Here is a 20,260-nt window from a genome sequence, read left to right on the forward strand (position 1 = left end):
CGGCGTGGTGCTTTAATTCCTGTCGCAACGAAGCCCGCCGCGCCGCAGTTCCGCCTTACTGTCGGGGTTCCTCCCGCCGTTCCGGCAGCCCGGCACGCCCACTCCAACGCCTGAACTGCCCGGCAGCCCAGGAGTGCGCAGAATAGGTTGATTGCAGCCTGAGCGAGAGGTTTTTGCGGTCCCATAAGCCCGACAGTGATTTGATTTCCGGCATTTTTCAACAACCCGGCCGGCAGCCGTGCGTTTGGATTTCGGCTATCCGCCTACTTTTAGGCGGGCTATCAACCTTATTTACAAGCCTGCTGCGTTTTTATGCCAAAGTCATCCGCCCTACCGCTCGGAACCCTTGTTGCCCTTGGCGGCGGCGACGATGATGCCATGCTGGCGTTGCTGAGCACCATGCTGCCCAGTCCGGAGTCTCCGGTCGAAGTGCTGGCCATGGCCGCCAGCGACGCTACTACCACGGCCAACAACTACGCCCGGGCTTTGCGCAAGCTGGGCTGCGCCAACGTGCACCACCTCAAGATTGATGAGCGCCATTCGGCGGATAAGCCAGGCTCCCTGCGCCGGCTGGAGGAAGCCAGCCTGGTGTTCTTCACCGGCGGCGACCAGGAGATGATTACCGACTTTCTGAAAGGCACGGAGTTCGTAAAAGTGCTGCGCCGCCGCTACCAGACCGATGCCGGCTTTATCGTGGCTGGTACCAGCGCCGGCGCAGCCGTCATGCCCGACCACATGCTGGTGTCTGGCTACGGCTGGCGCTCCCTGCGCAAAGGGGGAATCATGGTGTGCCGGGGCCTAGGGCTGCTTCCCAACCTGCTCATCGATCAGCACTTTGTGGAGCGGGGCCGGTTTGGGCGGCTGGCGCACGCCATTCTGGTTCATCCCAAATACCTTGGGCTGGGCTTGTCGGAGGAAACCGGCATCATCATCCGGGGCGGGCAGGAAGTGGAAGTGTTCGGCGACGGCGTGATGGTAGTCGTAGACGGCAAAAAGCTGGAAGGCAACAGCCTTCCCCGGCTGCAGCGCGGTCAGCCCATATCGGGGTATGGCTTTCAGGTAGGGCTGCTCGTGAGCGGGCAGCGCCTTGATCTGCGAACCCGCCGGGTAGTGGAGCCGGCCGAGGAGGCAGTAACCCGGTAAAAGAAGGCCGGCCAGCGCGCTACGGGTTCCGGATACATGCTGAAAAGCGGCATATTGCCCCGGTAGTTTAAAGTAGTAGGCTAGCCGACTACTTTATTTGTTTTTCTGCTACATTTAGAGCCAAGTAAGTACCCACTCAACTTTCTACTCACTTCTATTATGAATCTAAAACATCTACTCCTTGCGGGAGGGGCATTGCTGACGGGTACGTCGGCCTGGGCCGGGGGCTTTCAGGTAACGCTGGCCGGCCAGAAAAACAACGGCATGGGCGGCGTAGGTGTTGGTCTTTCGCTGGACCAGGCTGCCATGTTCTACAATCCCGGCGCGCTGGCGATGGTGCGGCAGAATGGGGTGCAGATCGGAGCCAATGCCACGTTTGCCCGCAGCGCCTTCCGGGCGCAGTCCGGCACCGAGCAGCGCGAGCTGCGCAACTCGACCGTAACGCCTTTCAGCCTGTATGGCAGCTTTGGTCCGAGCGAGGGCAAGTTCCGGGCGGGTATTGCCGTGTACACGCCGTTTGGCAGCAAGCTGCAGTACGCCAATGGCTGGGAAGGCCGCTACTCGCTTACCGACATTGACCTGAAGTCGATTTTCGTGCAGCCGACGGTTAGCTACGCCATTACCGACCAGCTCAGCGTTGGTGCCGGTCTGGTCGTGCTGGCCTACGGCTCCGTAAACCTGCAGAAGGATATTCCGATTACGGGCCAGTCGGGTCAGCCGGGTCACCTGGAGCTGGATGGCAAAGCCAAAAACAAGCTGGGCTTCAACGCCGGCGTGTTCTTCAAGCCTTCCGACAAGCTGAGCATCGGCGTCAGCTACCGTTCCCGCGTGGATGCTACGGTTGAGGGCGGCGACGTGAAGTTTACCAACCTGCCGGCTTCGGTGGGCGCTAACTTCACCGCCAATCAGTTCGACGTAACGCTGCCCCTGCCCGCTACAACCAGCGTGGGCGTGGGTCTGATGCCCACCGAGAAGGTAACCATCGGCTTCGATGTCAACTTCGTAGAGTGGAGCTCCTACAAGTCGCTGGACTTCACCTTCGCCGGCAACAACGGTGGCGGCCCCAATGCCGGTCTGGTAGGCGGCTCTACCACCAGCAGCTCCCGTCGGGAGTACCAGGATGCCCTCACCTTCCGCCTCGGCGGCCAGTACCAGGTTACCGAAGGCCTGACGGTGCGCCTGGGTACTTCGTACGACTTCTCGCCTGTGAAAGACAGCTTTGTGACTCCCGAAACGCCCGACGCGGACCGGGTGGGCATTTCGACCGGTATCACCTACAAGATTGGGGAAAACTTTGGCGTTGACGCCTCGGTGCAGTTCATCGACGTTGCCAAGCGCACTCAAACTCAGGACGACCTGATCAATTCCGGCACTACGGACCGCGTTGCCGGCACGTACAAAACCCGGGTAGTTACGCCGGGTCTGGGATTCACTTACAACTTCTAATCACTGCCTAGCTCCCTGCGTCATGCACTCACTAATTCATAAAACACTGCCTGGGCTTGCTGTTTTAGGCCTGATTCTCACCGGCTGCCAGCCCGACCTGGAAGCCCCGGAAGCCGCCACCAGAGGCACTGCCGACTTCAGCCGCTACATCGCGGTGGGCAACTCGCTCACGGCAGGCTTCTCCGATAATGGCCTCTACCTCGAGGGCCAGCAGAATTCCTATCCCAGCATCCTGGCCCAGCAGTTCAAAGCAGCCGGCGGCGGCGACTTCGTGCAGCCTTTGTTTCCGGATGCCAACTCCAACGGCTCGGGCTACCTACGCCTGACTGGCTTCGACGCTAATGGCTCACCCGTTACGGCCCAGGTGCCCGGTAATGCCGGCCGTAACCCGGGCGCCCCGGGCTCGGCCCCGTACGTGCGGTTTGAGCAGCCGATCAACAACCTGGGGGTTCCCGGCATTCGGATGTCGGATGTGCAGACGGCCGGCTACGGTAGCACGCTGGGCAACCCGTACTTCGAGCGCATCACGCCGAATACCACTCCCACGGCTCCGTTTGAAACCTATTTTCAGCGGGTGAAGCGCGAAGCAGCAAATGCAACCTTCTTCACCTCCTGGCTGGGCAACAACGACGTGCTGGGCTACGCTACCGCCGGTGGCGCCTCGTCCACTACCACCACGAACGTCGACACCTTCCGTCTAAAGTCCAACCGCATCATCAACGCGCTGACTGCCAACGGTGCGAAAGGTGTGATTGCCACGATTCCGGACGTAACCGGGATTCCCTTCTTTACCACGGTGGGCCCCCGCCTGAAGGCTACGCTGCTGAGCCGGAGCGTAGCGGGCCTGGTGGTGATGACCGGCGCAGCCCCCGGCGGCCCCGCCACTGCCAACCGTAAGGTGGTTCCTACCGCTGATATCCGGGATGCCAGCGGCGGGCGTCAGCTGTTTACGCTGACCGGCGCCGGATCCGTTGGCTTTATCGGAGCACCTACGGGCAAGCCCTGGCGCGACTTATACCGCGCTGGCGGCGGCTCCGGACCAGCCGGCCTGGCGGCCCTGCTAAACGCCTACGGGGTAGACACCACGGCTGCCTTCGGGGTTACTCCCCAAAACCCTTTCCCCAGTGCCTTCGTGCTGGATGATGTAGAGCAAGGCAACATCACGACGGCCCTGACCTCGTACAACAACACCCTGCGGACCCAGGCTGCGGCGAAAAACCTGGCTCTGTTCGATGCCAACGGCTTCTTCAGCAGCGTGGTGCAGAACCGCTACGCCACCGACGCCGTGGTTAACTCGACCTCGTTTATTACGGGCAACATTTTCTCGCTCGACGGCGTGCACCCCACGCCCCGCGGCTATGCAATCATCGCCAACGAGATGATTAAGGTGATCAACGCCAAGTATGGCTCGACCATACAGCCGGTAAACGCCAACAACTACCGCGGCGTCCGCTTTCCGTAAGCAGCCTCGCCCGGACTTTTTAAAAGCGCCTTCCCAAATCGGGGAGGCGCTTTTTTCTTTTCAGCTAAATCAAGGATTCAGGGCGTTGGGTTTATGATGATTTCATGAAAATATTTCCTATTTTTGACGCTGCCTCATCGGGTATTGGTAGCAGTACCTTGCTCAGGCGGTGGTTTTCACTACTCTTCTTTTGCAGTATTATTCACCTTTTTACCAACCCAATTATGAAGCGTTTTAATTTGATTTTTGGTCTGCTGGCAGTGGCCGCGTCTTTCACGGCCTGTAGCAAGGAAGATGATCCGAAAACCAAGACTGAGCTGATTACCGCCAAAAGCTGGCGTATGACGGCTTTCACAATCACAACGACCACCGGAAGCAACACAACCACGCAGGATCTTTATGCTTCTGCCGGCGCGTGCAGCAAAGACAACTTCACGAAGTTTAACACGGACAAGCGGGTGATTTTCGATGAAGGCACTACCAAGTGCTCAACCACTGATCCGCAGTCCGAGACGGGCAACTGGGATTTCACGGCCAACGAAGCCAAGCTGTTGCTGTCGGAGCCCGGCAGCTCCTCGGCCATCACCTACGATCTGGTAGAATTGTCGGAATCAACCCTGAAGCTGCGCGCCACAGAGGTTTTCGGCACTACCACCTACGTCGACAACATAACCTACGCCTCTTTCTAAGCTGATTCAGAGCCATCGGCAGGGCTGCTCCACGCTGGTGGGGCAGCCCTGTTTCGTTTTCCAGGAAGCTTACCTCAGCTGCGCGGCAATAACAGCCGCGTGGTGGCGGCCATTCTCAATAAACCAGCGGCTGGTGTTCAGCCCCCCGCACACGGTGCCGGCCAGAAACACGCCGGGGCGGTTGGTTTCGAACGTTTCCTCGTCGTGCCAGGGCGTGCGGGCGGAGTCGGCTCGGCAGCTGATGCCCAGGGCCGTGAGCAGGGAATAGTCGGGATGGTAGCCGGTGAGGGCATACACGAAGTGCGCGGGCACGGCAAGCGGCCCTTCCGGCGTTAGCACGTCCACGTATTCCGGGGTGATGCGCTGGATAGTCGTGTTGAACAGGGCGGTGATGCGCCCCTCGGCAATACGGTTGAGCAGGTCGGGCCGGATCCAGTACTTGACGGATTCGGAAACGGCCCCTCCGCGCACGACCAGGGTGACCTGGGCTCCGGCCCGCACCAGCTGCAGGGCCGCTTTGGCGGCCGAGTTCTTGGCCCCGATAACCACGACCGGCTGGCCCATGTGCGGGTAGGGCTCCTTGTAGTAGAAGCTCACGTGGGGCAGGTCCTCGCCGGGCACGCCGAGCCGGTTCGGAACGTCGAAAAAGCCGGTTGCCACCACCACGTAGCGGGCCTGGAGGTAACCCTTTTCAGTAAGCAGCTCGTAGGCGCCGGGCTCTCCTTCCAGACTTATCACCCGCTCGTAGAGGCGCAGCGTCAGCTTTTCGCTCACGGCCACCCGGCGGTAGTAGTCGAGGGCGTCTTCGCGCAGGGGCTTGTAGTGGGCCGTGGGGAAGGGGTAGCCCCCGATTTCAAGCAGCTCAGGCGTGGAGAAGAACTCCATGTTGGTGGGGTAGCCCACCAGGGAGTTGACGAGCGTGCCCTTGTCGACCACGGCCACCGAGAGGCCCCGGCGCTGAATCTCGATGGCGCAGGCCAAGCCCACCGGTCCGGCCCCCACGATAACGGCATCAAAGAAATCTGCTTGCTTCACGAACTACGCGGTCTGGTGCCGCCTGCTTAAACCGGGCGGAGGCTGGCAGGTTTCCGAAAAAAGGCAGAAGGGGGCTCTAGTGGGCCTGCAGCCAGTTCTGGCCGGTGCCCACCTCCACTTCCATCGGTACGCTCAGGGGCAGAGCGCCAATCATCAGCTCCTTGATATGGGGAATGACGTAGTCGACTTCCGCCTTGGGCGCATCAAACACAAGTTCGTCGTGCACCTGCAAGATCATGCGGGTACCGAGCTTTTCCTTTTCCAGCCAGTCGTGAATCCGGATCATCGCAATTTTGATGATGTCGGCGGCCGTGCCCTGGATGGGGGCGTTGATGGCGTTGCGCTCGGTAAAGCCCCGCAGCGTGGCGTTGCGGGAGTTGATATCGCGCAGGTAGCGGCGGCGGCCGAGCAGGGTTTCGGCGTACTCCAGCTCCCGGGCTTTGTTGATGCTGGCGTCCATGAAGGTCTTCACGGCCGGAAACTCTTGGAAGTAGGCGTCGATGATGTCCACGGCTTCCTTGCGGCCCACACCCAGGCGCTGGGCCAGTCCGAAGGCCGAGATGCCGTAGATGATGCCGAAGTTGACCATCTTGGCCTTGCGGCGCATCTCGCCGTCGACCTCGCTCAGCGGCACTTTAAACACCTTGCTGGCCGTGCTGGTGTGGATGTCGATGCCCTGGCGGAAGGCCTCAATCATGGTCTTGTCCTTGGAGAAGTCAGCCATGATGCGCAGCTCGATCTGGGAGTAGTCGGCGGCTACCAGGATGTGGTCGGCGTCGCGGGGCACGAAGGCCTTGCGGATTTCCCGGCCCTTCTCGGTGCGAATCGGAATGTTCTGCAGGTTGGGGTTGGTGCTGCTCAGGCGGCCGGTAGCCGTTACGGCCTGGTTGAAGGACGTGTGCACCCGCCCGTCCATTTCGCACACCAGCTGGGGCAGGGCTTCCACGTAAGTGGAGCGTAGCTTGGTAAGCTGGCGGTGTTCCAGGATCAAAGCGGCAATGGGGTTTTCGGGGGCCAGCACGCTCAGCACCTCCTCGCCGGTAGCGTACTGCCCGGTTTTCGTCTTTTTGATCTTGCCCCCGCCCAGTTGAAGCTTGTCAAACAAAACCTCCCCGAGCTGCTTGGGAGAGCCGATGTTGAACTCCTGCCCGGCGGCGGAAAAGATCTGTTGCTCGATTTCGGTGATGTAGCCCTGAAGCTGGGCCGAGTACTCGTTCATCGCGCCCGAGTCGATGCGGACGCCTTCGTACTCCACATCGGCCAGCACCGGGACGAGCGGGTTTTCCACTTCGTTCAGCAGCTTCAGCAAGCCCAGGTCACGGAGCTTGGGCTCGAACACGTGCTTGAGCTGCAGCGTCACGTCGGCATCCTCGCAGGCGTAGTCCGATACTTCCGCCGGGGGCAGGTCGGCCATGGTTTTCTGCTTTTTGCCCTTTGGACCGATCAGGTCGATGATGGAAACCGGGTCGTAGTGCAGATAGGTGGCGGCCAGGATGTCCATGTTGTGGCGCATGTCGGGCTCCAGCAGGTAGTGGGCCAGCATGGTGTCGAACAGCGGCCCGCGCACCGTGATGCCGTAGTGCTTCAGGATGGTCAGGTCGTACTTGATGTTCTGGCCCACCTTCACGATATCGGGGTTTTCCAGGAAGGGCCGGAATTCATCCACCAGGGCCTGCGCCGCGGCTTGGTCGTCGTGCGGCACGGGTACGTAGTACGCCTCGCCGGGCAGCCAGCAGAAGCTCAGGCCCACGAGACGGGCCGTCATGGTGTCGAGGCCGGTGGTTTCGGTGTCGAAGCTGACTTCCTTCTGGCGCAGCAGAAACTCCAGTAGGGAGCGGCGCAGCGCGGGCGTGTCCACCAAGTGGTACTGGTGGGGCACGTCGGCCAGGGTGCGGCGGTGGCCGGTGAGAGCGGTAGGGTCTTCTTCCTCGTCTTCCCGCTCGATGGTGATACCGGTGGGTTGGGCAAACAGGGAAGCCTGGTGCCCGGCGCCGGTGGGCACGCTGCTCTTGCGGCCCTTGGCCGGGCTGATGGGCGCGGCGGTTCGGGGCTTGGAGCCGCCCCCGAGCACCCGGGCGGCGAGCTGCCGGAACTCCAACTCGTCAAACAGCTGGGTGAGGCGGGCTTCGTCGGGACTGGTGCAGCACAGGTTTTCCGGCTCGAAGGGCAGGGGCACGTTTACGTGGATGGTCGCCAGCTCCTTGCTCAGCAAACCCTGCTCGGCGAAGTTGCGCACGTTTTCCTGCTGCTTGCCCTTCAGCTCGTCCACGTGGGCAATGAGGTTTTCTACCGAGCCGTACTTCTGAATGAGCGTCTTGGCCGTTTTCTCCCCGATGCCGGGAATGCCGGGAATGTTGTCGGAGGCGTCGCCCTGCAAGCCCAGGATGTCGGTTACCTGCTCCACCCGCTCAATCTCAAACCGCTTGAGCACATGGTCGAGGTCCAGGATTTCGGCGGCGTTGCCCATAAAGGCCGGCCGGTAGATCTTGATCTTGTCCGTGACCAGCTGGCAGTAGTCCTTGTCGGGCGTCATCATGTACACCTCGTCGAAGCCGTGCTCGGCGGCCCGCTTGGCGAGGGTGCCAATGACGTCGTCGGCCTCGTAGCCCTCCAGAATCAGGATGGGAATGTCGAAGGCCTCGATAATCTTCTTGATGTAGGGAATGGCGGTGCCGATGTCCTCGGGCATCGCCTGGCGCTGGGCCTTATAGTCGGCGTACTGCTCGTGGCGGAAGGTTTTCTTGGGCCCGTCGAAGGCTACGCCGATATGGGTGGGCTTTTCCTTTTGCAGCACCTCCACCAGCGTGTTGGTGAAGCCCAGGATAGCCCCGGTGTTCATGCCTTTGGAGTTGATACGCGGGTTTTTGCTGAAGGCAAAGTGGGCGCGGTAGATCAGGGCAAAAGCGTCGAGCAAGAAAAGCTTTTTGGCGGGAGCGGCGGATTCGGCAGTCATAGATGCGAAAGTACGTAAGCGGGCCGTGCAAGGGTATGGCAGTCCTTCCGGTCAGCCAACACCACCGAAGCCCTCCAATTGTTTCGGCCGGCTACAAAGCTGCCTTCACCTCCACCGTAAAGCTGGTGCTGCCGGGCAGGCCGGTGGCCGACAGGCCCTGCACCACCACGACGTAGCGCCCGGCCTGGTCGCCGGTATAGAACTCGACTTTCTGCGGGGTTGTCGACGTCGTAATAGCCGGGTTCCAGTACAGCAGATTGCGCAGGTCGGGCAGGCGGCTTTGCTTTTCCTGGGGCGTGTCGTAGCGGGGAGCGTAGAACTCACGCTGGCGCTGCAGGCCCTCGTACTGCTGCACCAGCACGCGCGGGTCGAGCTGAAAGCCCGCCAGGTCGCCTTTGTAGGTCGTGAAGCTGACCACGCCCTTGTAAAGCGCCCGGCCGTGCACGTAGGTGCGGCTGATCACCTCGAGCTTCTGGAGCCGGAGCGGGCTCAGGGCCATCAGCTTGTTGAGGTTGAACACCGGCACCCCGTCGAGCAGCGTCATTGGGTTGTCCTCGAACACGGTCTTGTGCAGGTTATCCACTACCAGGAAGTGAAAGCCGTCTTTGCGGAGGCGCACCACGACGCCGGGCACGTACTCGCGCAAAACCTCTTCCAGCACCTGAAAGCGGGTGAACTTGTCCAGGAAGTAGGTTTCGTCGGGCTGACCGTAGAACGCCAGGCTGTCGGCCGGCAGGCGCACGAAGCGGTTACGGGCCGGCCCGTCGTAGAGGCGCTGCACCTGGGTCTGGAGGTGGCGGCGGGCGTAGTCGGCCTGAAAGCGCGGGTTCAGGCGGAAAGCCGGGGCCGGCACGGACGAAAACCGGGTGGAGTACGGGTCGAAGATGGTGATGCGGCAGGTGCTGTCCTGGCCCGGGTCGGTCTGCACGACAATCCGGCGCAGGCTGTAGAAGTTGTTCATCTCAAACTGAACGAGGCCATCGGCCCGGCTTACGGAGTTGTTGAGCCGGATAAGGCGGCTCGGCGTCGAGAGAAAGGTCGTGACGCCCGCCCGGGGCAGGTCCGAGCCGGCCTGGGTGAGACGGCCCCGCACGACCAGCCCGTTGGGCTCGGGCAGGTAGGCCAGGGGCGTGGGCGGGCCCAGCACATCTTCCCACCGGAACCGGCTCCAGCCCTGGGTCAGCATCAGGTTGTCGGCCGCTTCGGCCGCCTCGGGGCCGGTAGCCGAAAAGTAGTACCCTGGGTTTTCAATCGTGCCTTTCAGGTCTGATGTCAGCCCCAGGTACTGGTCGATAGAGACGGGCGGCGCGGCGTTAAGCGAGTCGAGGCGGTACACGGCCATCGACAGGCCGGCCGCCAGCGGAATTTGCTGGCTGGCCGTAGCCAGGTCCACGGTTACCTTGCCGCGGGTGGGGTACTGGGCCTGGTCGGCCCGGGCCGAGATGCTGAGCTGCTGCCGGGGACGCTGGAAGTAAAGCCGCTCACACAAAGGCTTCTGCTCGGCGTTAAAGAGGGTAAAGTGCGAGATACCGTCGAGCAGCCGGGCTTTGTCCACGATAAACACCGCGTGCCCGTTCACCAGCGGGGCCTGGGAGGCAAAGGCTACCTTCTGCCCCGAGTGTGCCAGCAGGAAGATGCTCTCAACCCGAACGGAGGTGGCGTCTACCGTTACCGTAAGCTGGCCGGGGGGGGTGTCTTCGAGGCGGAGCACGTAGCCCTGCTCGTACACCGGCGGCATCGGGTAGGTGGCCGGCTTGTCTTTACCCAACGTCAGCACGGCCGTATAGGGGCCCTGCCCGGCTCCCGGGGTCAGCGCAAACGAGCCCATGCCCAGGCGCAGGGTTTTAAAGGTGGCGACGGTGCGGCCCCGCGCGTCCAGAACCTTTCCTTCGGCGGGGGCACCCTTGCCGGTAGGAGCAGTTACCTTAAATGCCACTTTGCTGCGCAGCCCGGCTACCAGATTCCCTCCTTCGGGGAAAAACTGCACGTCGAAGCGGGCCGAGTCCTTGCCCGCGGCCACACCCGAAGCTACTGTGGTATTCACCACTATTATGGAACCGTGGAAGAAGGTTTCGGGTGCGAAGTTCTGCATCCAGCTGGTGTAGGCCCGCACGGTATAGGTGCCCGCGGGCAGGTCGGCGGGCAGCACAAAAGAGCCCTGGCCGGTGGCGTCTTTCAGCGCGACCTTGCCCTGCAGCACCGGCCGGCGGGTTCGGTCGAGCACTTCCACGTAGGCCACGCTGCTCAAAGCCAGGGGGCGGGAAGAGGTGGCATCCACGGCGTATACCTTCAGCCACAGCGTTTCTCCGCTCAGGTACAGGGGCCGGTCGAGGTGAAGGAACAGCTTTTCCTGAGGCGCCCGGCCGTGGCGGAGCACCTTGGAGGTCAGCCCCCCGAGCGAGTCGAGCTGGGCAGCGGCGGGGCCGCTGACACCCAGGCCGAGCAAAAGGAAGAGCAGGACGCGGTGAAGCCGGGCAGCCTTGTTATGTAGCACGTTCAAGGGTCAGTTAAGGCCAGAAGCTGGGCTTGATGGCGGTGCCGCGCTTGCGGCAGTCGATGCAGTCGGGAGTGGAAGCCAGGTAGCCGGCGAACCGGCCCCGCTCGTCATACGCTTCGCTGATGGGCAGCAGCAGGCCCCGGCCAAAGTACAGGTCGAGAAAGCCGATCTTGGCCGTATCCGGCGGAAAGCACCCCTCGTAGCCGGTCGTGGTAATCCAGGTGCGGGGCAGATCATTCCGGTCGACGAACAGCCGCTTTACTTCCCGGGAATGCACGCCCACGTAGCCCAAAGCCAGCTCGGAAGGGTTGGTCAGGCAGCGTACGTTGCCCGTGAGCTGGGACGGCTGGGGGTCAAACAGGGTGCCGATGCTTTCGGTGTTTTTCTTGAGCAGCTCCCAGTATTCGTACTCGGTGCGGGTCAGGGCCGATTGCTGCACCAGGATGCTGTAGCGGCGCTGCAGGCGGTCGGAGGAAGGGGACAGCTTGCGGACCGGAAACTTATAGACCACGTCCCGGCTCAGGCCGGTAGTTTTGCTGATGTCGATGGAGGTGGTGCGGGCACTGCGCCAGCACACCGAGGGGTAGGGGATGGTGATGGGCCGGATGCGCCCGCCCGCGTACTCCAGGGAAGGGGCGTAGGCGGAGGTGTACTCCCAGGTTTCGTCGTACTCCCAGCGGTAGTACTGGCTGGTGTTGGTGTCGTCATGGCTGTTCACGTACACCGTCAGGCCGCTGCCGGCGGCTTCCCAGAGCAGGGTATCGATGGGCGGGGTGATTTTGGCCGGCACAAACTCCGAAGCGTATTCGGCCCCGGCCAGCGTTTTCAGGTAGAGGCGGTACCTGGCTCCCGCGGTCAGTGCCAGCAGGTCCGACTGGTAAGTGCCCCGCACGGCGCCCTCGCGCAGCAGGTAGCGGTTGGCGCCGCCTTCCTGCTCGATATAGACGGCCGCCCGCGTTTCAGCCGGGACAGCCGCTTTCGCGGCCACCGCCTGCGTGCGGGTCAGCGTGATGTTCGTCACGCCCTTGGCGTTGATAAAGCCTTCGACGACCAGGTAGCTGCTGGGGCCGCTGATGACGTCGGGCATGTAGGGGTCGATGCAGCCGGGCAGCAGCAGGGCCAGCCACCCGAGCAGCGCCAATCGGCGGGAAATAAGGAATGCGCGCATCTAGAATTTGAAGTTGTAGGTGATAGACGGAATCGGCTGCCCGAAGATGGACAGCTTGTAGCCCTTGATCTGGCCGTTTTCCGACTTGAAATAGATCGAGTAAGGATTCCGGCGCCCCGTCAGGTTATACACGCCCACCGTCCAGGAGCTATGGGCCAGCTTTTTGATTTTGTGGTTGCCTTCGATGTTCACGCCCACGTCGAGGCGCAGGTAGTCGGGCACCCGGTAGGCGTTGCGGTCGGAGTACAGCACGCGCATCGAGTTGCCCACGTAATATTTCGCCAGGGGCAGGGTGATGGGCCGGCCGGTGCTGTAAGTGAAGTTGGTGGACGTGCTGAAGCGGCGGCTGAAGCGGTAGTTGCCCACCACCGTCACATCGTGGGGCTTGTCGAAGTTGCTGGGGTAGTAGCTGCCCCCGTTGATCATGTCCGACGTCGTAGCCGCGTTGACGCGCACCAGGGACCGGGAGTAAGTGTAGCTAACCCAGCCGTTAAGCTTGCCGGTCAGCTTCTTCACCATCACCTCGACCCCGTACGACTGGCCCAGCGCGTTGATGACGTCGGTTTCGATGTGGTGGTTGAGCAGCAGCGACGCCCCGCTCTTGTAGTCGACAAAGTCGCGGGAAGACTTGTAGTACGCCTCCACCGAGCCCTCGATGGTGTTCGACTTGAAGTTGCGGTAGTAGCCGATGGAGGTTTGGTCGCCCACCTGGGGGCGGATGTGCGAGTCGCTCAGCTTCCAGATGTCGACCGGCGAAACTGAGGCGGTGTTGGACAGCTGGTGAATGTACTGCCGGGTGCGGTTGTAGCTGACTTTCACCGACGAGTTCTCCGTGAGTGAGTAGCGTGCCGAGGCCCGGTACTCGGGGCCGTGGTAGGAAGCCAGCACCTTGCCCCGCTGGTAACGGACGGTGTCGGTGATGGAGCCTTCGGTGCGCGACTCGCCCGGGGCGTAGCGGTACACCTCCCGGGGGCCCAGGGCCTGGTAGAAGGAGTAGCGCAGCCCTACCGACACCGACAGCCGGGGGCTGATGTCAATCTTATCGGAAGCGTAGATAGCGCTTTCCAGCGCCCGTTCCCGGTCCAGCAGGTCCGGCTTTACCAGGGAGGCCCCGCCGACGGGGCGCAGGCTGCCCGGAGAAATGTTGTAGAACTGGGTGCTGACCCCGGCATCGATGGTGTGCTTGGCGCTGGGGAAGTAGCTGAAGTCGGCGCGCAGGGCGGGCTGGTCGATGCTGTACTTCAGCTGGGAGGCGTTGACTTCGTTGCGCGAGTTGGTAACGTCGTACTCGTAGTGGCTGTAGGTACCGGTCAGCACGCCGTAAAGCTGGTTGTTGACGTTGTGGCGCCACTTCACGCTGGCGTTCTGGTTGAGGTAGTGGTACGCCGTGTCGCCGGCCAGCCGGAACCGGTCGGAGCTCATGTAGCCGGTGGCGTACACGGTGTTCTTCTCGTTTACCTCGTGGCTGGCGTGGGCCGTCAGGTCGTAGAACATGGCCGAGCTTTGCTTGAGGCCGGGGCTCGACAGGCGGTGCAGAATCCAGTCGGAGTAGCTGCTGCGCCCACTGATGAAAAAGGCGCTGCGGTCCTTCAGAATCGGGCCTTCCAGGGTCAGGCGGCTGGTCAGCGGACCAATGCCGCCGGAGCCGGCAAACTTCTTCTTGTTGCCTTCCCGGGTGGTGATGTCGAGCACCGACGACAGCCGCCCGCCGTACTTGGCCGGAATGGCGCTTTTATAGAGCTCCACGCCCTGTAGGATGTCGGGGTTGAAGGCCGAGAAAAAGCCAAACAGGTGGGACGGGTTGTAGATGATGGCGTCGTTAAACAAGATCAGGTTCTGGTCGGTGGCCCCGCCGCGCACGTTCAGGCCCGTGCTGCCCTCACCCACGCTTTTCACGCCGGGCAAGGTCAGCACCACCCGCAGGATGTCGGTCTCGCCGAAGGCCGTAGGCACCTGCCGCATGGTTTTGATGTCGAGCTTTTCCAGTCCCATCTGCATGCCCGACACGTTCCGGTCCTTCTCCGCCTCAATCACGACTTCGCGGAGCGGGATGATGTCCTCCTCCACCTCGATTTCCAGCTTGCCGTCGGCCCGCACGACCACCTGGCGCTTGGTGTTCTTGATGCCCACGCCCCGAACCTTCAGGTCGTAGCGGCCCACCGGCAGCGTGAGCGAGTAGGAGCCGAACTGGTCGGTGCTGGTCCCGATGTTGGGCGACTCGATGTACACGGCCGCGCCGATGACCGGCTCCCCGGTTTTCTGCTGCCGGACGTGTCCGGCCAGGGTGGCTTTGCCCTTACTGGAGCCCGCCGCGCCGATTTCATGGACCTTATACTCCGAGGCGCTTACCTCGCGGGGCCGGTCCGGGCTCTGCTCCAGGGTGGGGTCGTCGGGTCGGGCCGTGGCGGCAGAACTGGCCGGGGCCGGCTGAAAGAACAGGCTGGACAGGTCGGTCTGGGGCATGTCGCCGGTAAAGACGAACACCCGGTTTTCCTCATCCGCGACAAAATGAAAGCCGGTGTTCTGCAGGGCTTGCTCCACCACTGCCCGCACCGGCTGATTCTGCACCTGCAGGGTGATAAGCAGACTGTCCACGACAGTCGGGTCGAAAAAGAACCGGACGGGCGCCTGGGCCTCAATCTGACTGGCAAACTGCTCGAACGGCGCGCGGGTAAAGGTGCCGCTGACCAGCTTCTCAGCCGGCTGCTGCCCGTAAACCGGCCTCCCGCTCAGGAGTAAGATCACGCCAATAAGTAAAAGGTACGCATGCTTCATTAATGGGTCGGAAATAGCAATAGGCGAAGAAGAGCAGTACCGGGTAGGCCCGGCAAAAAGGTTATTGGGCGGTCAGCATATTGTAGTGGCGGGCCAGCTCGACCAGGCTGGCTTCGAAGTAGGTGCTGCTGAACTTCAGCTGCCGGTCCCGGATAAACTTCTGCATCTCGGGGGCTTTGTCGGCAAACAGGCGCATGGCCGCACCCTTCCGGCTGATGGCGTAGTAGCGCCCCGCCCTCTGCAGGTACAGCCGGTCGATGGAAATAAACTCCACGTCGACGTAGTTCTGGTTTATTTTCTCCTGCTGCCGCTTCGCGCGCTTGGCCAGCACCTGTACGCGGCCTTCCGCCAGCACCTCGTAGTAGCCGGTGCGGAGCACGCGGCGGCTGGCGCTGTCGGCTACCAGCCGCACGAAGCGGTGGTCGTTGAGGGTAAAGCTCCGCACGTTTTCGTTGATCAGGTGCAGGGTCAGCGGACTGGTAGGGTGCTTGAGCACCACCTGGTCGCGCACGACGTCATAGGCCAGGGGCACAGCCGTAAAGTGCAGGTCGTTGTAGTACACGTTGCCCGGCTGCCGCTCCGGCGTCAGGAAAAACTGGTGGCCGGTGCGGGTGTGGTAGCGGCGGGAATAGTCGACGTACTCCGGGCCGTTGTAAAGCTGCGGATGGCTGACAAACGAGTTGGTGTACTGCTGCTGAATAGCTTCGGCTGAGGTAGCCAGCGCTGCTTCCGGGGTGGTTTTCTGGGCCAGGGCCAGGGAATTAAGCCCGAGCGCGCCTCCCAGCGCAAGCAGGGTGGCAACAAGTATTTTCATGACGAAGGATACGGTACAGCTAAATGATCTGGTCCGGGAATAACGGCTGCGCCAGGCAGTCAGGAATAAAGGTGCCCCGAATAAGCACTCAATATAAGACATCAAAGCTCAGCCGGCCGCGCACCGGGCGGCAGCGTATGTTCGCTGCCCGTCCCGGTTATGCGTATGGGCTTGGATGCGCTACGTTTCGCTCGACCTGGAAACTACCGGCGGCCATGCCGATCGGCATCAGATTATTGAGTTGGCCGCGGTGGTTGAAGACACCCGGAATGTATTGCCGCTGGCCGAGCTGCCCGCATTTCGCCGGGTAGTACGCCATGCCGAATACGTCGGTACGGCCGGGGCGCTGGCCCTCAACGCGGGCCTGCTGGCCGAGCTGGCCCGCAAAGACGAAAACCCGGAACTGTGTACGCCGGCCGAACTGGTGCCGCAGCTGCGGGCGTTTCTGGTGCAGCAGAACTTCCGGCCCGACAAGCACGACTGTGTGGTGGTCACGCTGGCCGGGAAGAACATCGGCCCGTTTGATATTCCGTTTCTGCGGCACCTGGCCGGCTGGGGCACCCTGGTGCGCAACGAGCCCGCCTTGCTGGACCCGGCCTGCTTTTACCTGAACTGGCGCAAGGATACCCGCCTGCCCACCATGAGCATCTGCAAAGCCCGCGCCCACTTCCCCGACGACTCCGTGGCGCACCAGGCCCTGGCCGATGCGCTGGACGTTGTTCAGCTGCTCCGCCCGTTCTACGAGCGGCCTTTTTACAAGGAAGTGAAATGATGAGCAGGCGAAGTGGTAGGTTCTGGTTCGAACGGCGAGAATAGGGCTTTCATGAGCGGGCGCTGAACACATAGCAAAAAGCCCCAACGTCATTCCGACGCGGGGGCTTTTGACTTTTTAACACAAGAAAGCGGACCGGGACGAAATTTGGCCGTCAGGCAGAGGTTGCCTGGCACGAACAGTTGCCGAGCCCAAACCCGGCATACCACCAGTGCGCTACCAGCTGCCGCTGGCCCCACCGCCGCCGGAGCTGCCCCCGCCGAAGCCGCCGAAGCCACCGCCACCGCCACCGCCACCACCAAATCCACCGCCAAAGCCGCCACCGCCGCCAAACACCCCGCGGCCGCCACTGAAGTCGCCGAAGATGATGGGGGGAATGAACATGCCGCCGCTGCCGCGGTTGCGGCCGCCGCCTTTGCCTCCCCCGCGGGAGCGGAGCAGGATGAACAGAATAATGGCGCCGATAATCAGCCAGAAGCGCCAGCCCGAGCCGCTGCCATCGGTGGAGCGGGGGCGGGGCATCTGCTCCGGGTCGGCTTTGTACTCACCCCGGGCCAGGGCAATCAGCTGGTCGGTACCGCGGTCCAGACCCTCGTAGTAGCGCTCCTGCTGAAATGCCGGAGTCATGGTGTTGGAGATGATGCGCTTGGCCAGGGCGTCGGGAATGGCGCCTTCCAGGCCGTAGCCCGTTTGAATGCGCACCTTGCGCTCCTGCTGGCTGAGCAGCACCAGCACGCCATTGTTGTTGCCTTTTTGCCCGATGCCCCAGCTTTCATAAAGCTGCTGGGAATAGTCGGCAATTTCCTGGCCGCCCATGCTGGGCACTATTACGACTGCAATCTGGGAAGAGGTGGAGTCGTTGTAGGCCACGAGCTTGCGCTCCAGGGCATCTTCCTCGTCGGGGCGCAGCAGGCCCGCCAGGTCATTGACCAGGCGGGGTGGGTTGGGCCGGGGCGGTATCTTGCCGTCCTGGGCCTGGAGAAGCCCGGGAAAGCTGAACAGTAGCAGGAACAGGAGCGAAGCCAGCCAGGGGCGGAGCCGCAGTGAGAGGAGCCGGTTCATACCTTGGGCGGGGCCGGCTTGCCGTACGAAATAGTGTCGTCGAGCTCGTTGCGGTCGGTGGTGGCGTCGTAGGGGAAGTACTTCTGCAGTTGCTCGCCCACCATCTTCACGCCCTTTTCCAGGCCGGTTACGTAGTCCTCGGCCCGGAAATGGTTAAGCACCGTTTCCTTGGTGATTTCCCAGAAGTCGTCGGACACGGCGGCATTGATGGCCGCGTCGCCGATAACGGCGAACTGCCGGGCCTGCCAGGCCAGGTAAAACAGCACGCCGTTGCGCAGCTCCGTGCGGTGCATGTTGAGATCGGCAAATACCTGCGCGGCCCTGTCCAGGGGTTCGGGCGTGGGGCAGACGTCTTCGAGGTGCACCCGGATTTCGCCGGAGGTGGTGATTTCCGCCTGCCGGATAGCAGCAACCAGCCGGGCTTCCTGCTCCGGGGTGAGGGGGTTAGTCATAGGTCTGGGGGCTTGGGGTCTCGGGGTCTTGGGGTCTTCGATTTTATGTTCTAAAGCAGAACAAAGACCAAGAACCTAAGACCCCAAGACCCCATTAACCAATTAGAACTGAACGGTCGGAGCTTTCTGCGAAGCGGCGTCGGCCTCGAAGTAGGGCTTCTCCTTAAAGCCGAACATGCCCGCGAACAGGTTATTGGGGAAGGAGCGGATGTAGCCGTTGTAGTCGTTGGTGACCGTGTTGAACTTGTTGCGCTCCACGTTGATGCGGTTTTCCGTGCCCTCGATCTGGGCCTGCAGCTCCTGGAAGTTGGCGTTGGCCTTCAGCTCGGGGTAGTTTTCCGAAACCGCCAGCAGCCGACCCAGCCCGGAGCTGATCTGGCCCTGGGCTTCCTGGAACCGCTTAATGTTCTCCGGCGTCAGGTTCTCGGGCGACACCTGTACGCTGGTAGCCTTGGCCCGGGCCTCAATCACGTCGGTCAGCGTCGACTTCTCGAAGTTGGCGGCGCCCTTCACGGTGTTCACCAGGTTGGGAATCAAGTCGGCGCGGCGCTGGTAGGCACTTTGCACGTTGGCCCACTGGCCTTTCACGGCCTGGTCCTTCGTTACCATGGAGTTGTAGCCGCAGGACGATTGGGAGAGCAGGATAACCAGGCCAGCGAAATAGAGGAGAAAGCGTTTCATGAGAGGAAAAAAAGGTGAGGGGAAAGGATATGCAAGGATAGCTATTGGTTTGATGATTTAAGTTAACGACCGGCTGCCGCCCGCGTTGCAACGTTGCTCATCGCCCGCAATTCTACCCCTGCACCGCAGCAACGTACGAATTCAGGTGCCGGCGGTTGTGCGCGGCGCTTGCTGGCGTTCTAATGACTATTTTGCGGCCTTACGCTACGTCAGCTGTTCATGAAAGCCATCATTCCCGTCGCCGGCATTGGTTCGCGCCTGCGTCCCCACACCCACACCCAGCCCAAGTCGCTGGTTCCGGTGGCCGGCAACACCATTCTGGGCCACATTATCGACCGTCTCCGGGCGGCCGGTATCGAAGAGTTCGTGTTCATCATCGGCTACCTGGGCGAGAAGGTCGAAAGCTACGTGCGCCGCTACTACCCCGAGCTGCAAAGCACGTTTGTGGTGCAGGAACCCCGCGAAGGCATCGGCCACGCCCTGTGGCTGGCCCGCGAAACGTTCCGGCACGAGCAGGGCGGCATCCTGATCATGCTCGGCGACACCATCGTGGACGTGGACCTACCCGAGCTGCTGCGCGCGCCCGGCAATGTGCTGGCCGTAAAGGAAGTGAAAACGCCTTCTCTGTTCGGTCTGGTTGAAACCTCCGCCGGTGGCCGCGTTACGAAAGTGGTGGAGAAGCCCCGGATTCCGAAGTCGAACTTTGCCCTGGTGGGTTTGTACAAGATCGAAAACCCCGCCTGGCTGGCCTCGGCCCTGGAGCGCATCATCGACGAGGACCTGCGCACCCATCACGAGTTTCAGCTTACCGATGCGCTGATGCTGATGATTCAGGAAGGCGCCGAGATGACCACCACGCCGGTCGACAACTGGTTTGACTGCGGCCGGAAAGAGTCGTTGCTCGAAGCCAATGCCAAGCTGCTGAACCGCCCGGAGTTTACGAGCGACTACCCCGAGTTTCCGGATACCATTATCATCCCGCCGGTCAGCATCGGCCGCGACTGCCAGATTTCCCATTCCATTATCGGGCCCAACGTAGCCATCGGCGACCGGACCATCGTGAAGAACACCATCCTGAGCGACTCCATCATCGGCTCGTACTCCGAGCTGCGCCAGGCCGTGCTGCACGACTGCATCGTGGGGTCGGACGCCTCGTTCCGCGGCCTGAATCACAGCCTGAACATCGGCGACAACACCGAAATCGACTACAGCTAAAGGCTGTGCTAACCCTGGCGGGAAGTCCCGGCGCCTCACTGTTGCAGCAGGGCGCCGGGGCTTTTTAGTTTTAGCCAGCGGTGCTAACAAGCTGAT

At 61.9% G+C, this 20,260-nt stretch carries 15 protein-coding genes; 6 read left to right on the forward strand and 9 right to left on the reverse strand.

The annotated features are described in order from the left end of the window. Positions 1-312: 312 nt before the first annotated feature. From LJY25_RS06010 to LJY25_RS06025, 4 genes are all read left to right on the forward strand, one after another. A complete protein-coding gene (locus tag LJY25_RS06010; protein ID WP_227607335.1) occupies positions 313-1,143 on the forward strand; it encodes a cyanophycinase in 831 nt (276 codons plus the stop codon). A gap of 159 nt (positions 1,144-1,302) precedes the next feature. Continuing rightward, positions 1,303-2,589 carry an OmpP1/FadL family transporter gene (locus LJY25_RS06015; RefSeq protein WP_227607336.1) on the forward strand — a complete coding sequence of 429 codons (1,287 nt, stop codon included), beginning with the start codon at positions 1,303-1,305 and terminating at the stop codon, positions 2,587-2,589. Between the two features lie 22 nt (positions 2,590-2,611). Next, a complete protein-coding gene (locus tag LJY25_RS06020) occupies positions 2,612-4,051 on the forward strand; it encodes an SGNH/GDSL hydrolase family protein (RefSeq protein WP_227607337.1) in 1,440 nt (479 codons plus the stop codon). Positions 4,052-4,275: 224 nt separating this feature from the next. Next, positions 4,276-4,740 (forward strand): hypothetical protein, encoded by a 465-nt coding sequence (locus tag LJY25_RS06025; RefSeq protein ID WP_227607338.1) that lies wholly within the window; start codon positions 4,276-4,278, stop codon positions 4,738-4,740. 69 nt (positions 4,741-4,809) lie between these two features. Here the strand turns inward: LJY25_RS06025 and LJY25_RS06030 are convergent, their stop codons facing one another. From LJY25_RS06030 to LJY25_RS06055, 6 genes are all read right to left on the reverse strand, one after another. Further along, positions 4,810-5,775, reverse strand: a complete 966-nt coding sequence (locus LJY25_RS06030) for a YpdA family putative bacillithiol disulfide reductase (protein WP_227607339.1) — start codon at positions 5,773-5,775, stop codon at positions 4,810-4,812. Between the two features lie 76 nt (positions 5,776-5,851). After that, positions 5,852-8,728, reverse strand: coding sequence for a DNA polymerase I (gene polA, locus LJY25_RS06035; RefSeq protein ID WP_227607340.1), 2,877 nt, complete (start codon positions 8,726-8,728; stop codon positions 5,852-5,854). A gap of 91 nt (positions 8,729-8,819) precedes the next feature. Then, positions 8,820-11,222 carry an MG2 domain-containing protein gene (locus LJY25_RS06040; RefSeq protein ID WP_227607341.1) on the reverse strand — a complete coding sequence of 801 codons (2,403 nt, stop codon included), beginning with the start codon at positions 11,220-11,222 and terminating at the stop codon, positions 8,820-8,822. 13 nt (positions 11,223-11,235) lie between these two features. Then, the gene (locus tag LJY25_RS06045) at positions 11,236-12,393 is read right to left on the reverse strand and encodes a DUF4249 domain-containing protein (protein WP_227607342.1); all 1,158 of its coding nucleotides are present in this window, start codon (positions 12,391-12,393) and stop codon (positions 11,236-11,238) included. Then, the gene (locus LJY25_RS06050) at positions 12,394-15,168 is read right to left on the reverse strand and encodes a carboxypeptidase-like regulatory domain-containing protein (protein WP_227607343.1); all 2,775 of its coding nucleotides are present in this window, start codon (positions 15,166-15,168) and stop codon (positions 12,394-12,396) included. Between the two features lie 61 nt (positions 15,169-15,229). Beyond that, entirely contained in the window at positions 15,230-15,982 is a 753-nt protein-coding gene (locus LJY25_RS06055; RefSeq protein ID WP_227607344.1) for a hypothetical protein, read from the reverse strand. A 175-nt stretch (positions 15,983-16,157) separates the two neighbouring features. Here LJY25_RS06055 and LJY25_RS06060 point away from each other — a divergent pair, with 175 nt between their 5' ends. Continuing rightward, entirely contained in the window at positions 16,158-16,754 is a 597-nt protein-coding gene (locus LJY25_RS06060) for a 3'-5' exonuclease family protein (protein WP_227607345.1), read from the forward strand. Positions 16,755-16,970: 216 nt separating this feature from the next. On the opposite strand, the gene LJY25_RS21210 is transcribed toward LJY25_RS06060, so the two are convergent. From LJY25_RS21210 to LJY25_RS06075, 3 genes are all read right to left on the reverse strand, one after another. Further along, a complete protein-coding gene (locus tag LJY25_RS21210; RefSeq protein WP_262908645.1) occupies positions 16,971-17,816 on the reverse strand; it encodes a TPM domain-containing protein in 846 nt (281 codons plus the stop codon). Further along, positions 17,813-18,268 (reverse strand): TPM domain-containing protein, encoded by a 456-nt coding sequence (locus tag LJY25_RS06070; RefSeq protein ID WP_227607346.1) that lies wholly within the window; start codon positions 18,266-18,268, stop codon positions 17,813-17,815. The genes LJY25_RS21210 and LJY25_RS06070 overlap by 4 nt, the downstream gene beginning before the upstream one ends. A gap of 102 nt (positions 18,269-18,370) precedes the next feature. Further along, on the reverse strand, positions 18,371-18,949 hold the full coding sequence (locus LJY25_RS06075) for a LemA family protein (RefSeq protein WP_262908646.1): 579 nt from the start codon (positions 18,947-18,949) through the stop codon (positions 18,371-18,373). Positions 18,950-19,168: 219 nt separating this feature from the next. On the opposite strand from LJY25_RS06075, the gene LJY25_RS06080 reads away from it, so the two are divergent. Next, positions 19,169-20,164, forward strand: a complete 996-nt coding sequence (locus tag LJY25_RS06080; RefSeq protein ID WP_227607347.1) for a sugar phosphate nucleotidyltransferase — start codon at positions 19,169-19,171, stop codon at positions 20,162-20,164. Positions 20,165-20,260: the final 96 nt, after the last annotated feature.

It is taken from the genome of Hymenobacter translucens, from assembly GCF_020685205.1.
In the GTDB taxonomy this organism is placed as follows: domain Bacteria; phylum Bacteroidota; class Bacteroidia; order Cytophagales; family Hymenobacteraceae; genus Hymenobacter; species Hymenobacter translucens.

Bases quoted from the DNA above. Each gene is read 5' to 3' on its own strand.
- LJY25_RS06010 (WP_227607335.1), top strand. From the start codon at position 313: ATGCCAAAGTCATCCGCCCTACCGCTCGGAACCCTTGTTGCCCTTGGC.
- LJY25_RS06015 (WP_227607336.1), top strand. From the start codon at position 1,303: ATGAATCTAAAACATCTACTCCTTGCGGGAGGGGCATTGCTGACGGGT.
- LJY25_RS06020 (WP_227607337.1), top strand. From the start codon at position 2,612: ATGCACTCACTAATTCATAAAACACTGCCTGGGCTTGCTGTTTTAGGC.
- LJY25_RS06025 (WP_227607338.1), top strand. From the start codon at position 4,276: ATGAAGCGTTTTAATTTGATTTTTGGTCTGCTGGCAGTGGCCGCGTCT.
- polA (WP_227607340.1), bottom strand. From the start codon at position 8,728: ATGACTGCCGAATCCGCCGCTCCCGCCAAAAAGCTTTTCTTGCTCGAC.
- LJY25_RS06045 (WP_227607342.1), bottom strand. From the start codon at position 12,393: ATGCGCGCATTCCTTATTTCCCGCCGATTGGCGCTGCTCGGGTGGCTG.
- LJY25_RS06050 (WP_227607343.1), bottom strand. From the start codon at position 15,168: ATGAAGCATGCGTACCTTTTACTTATTGGCGTGATCTTACTCCTGAGC.
- LJY25_RS06055 (WP_227607344.1), bottom strand. From the start codon at position 15,982: ATGAAAATACTTGTTGCCACCCTGCTTGCGCTGGGAGGCGCGCTCGGG.
- LJY25_RS06060 (WP_227607345.1), top strand. From the start codon at position 16,158: ATGCGCTACGTTTCGCTCGACCTGGAAACTACCGGCGGCCATGCCGAT.
- LJY25_RS21210 (WP_262908645.1), bottom strand. From the start codon at position 17,816: ATGAACCGGCTCCTCTCACTGCGGCTCCGCCCCTGGCTGGCTTCGCTC.
- LJY25_RS06070 (WP_227607346.1), bottom strand. From the start codon at position 18,268: ATGACTAACCCCCTCACCCCGGAGCAGGAAGCCCGGCTGGTTGCTGCT.
- LJY25_RS06075 (WP_262908646.1), bottom strand. From the start codon at position 18,949: ATGAAACGCTTTCTCCTCTATTTCGCTGGCCTGGTTATCCTGCTCTCC.
- LJY25_RS06080 (WP_227607347.1), top strand. From the start codon at position 19,169: ATGAAAGCCATCATTCCCGTCGCCGGCATTGGTTCGCGCCTGCGTCCC.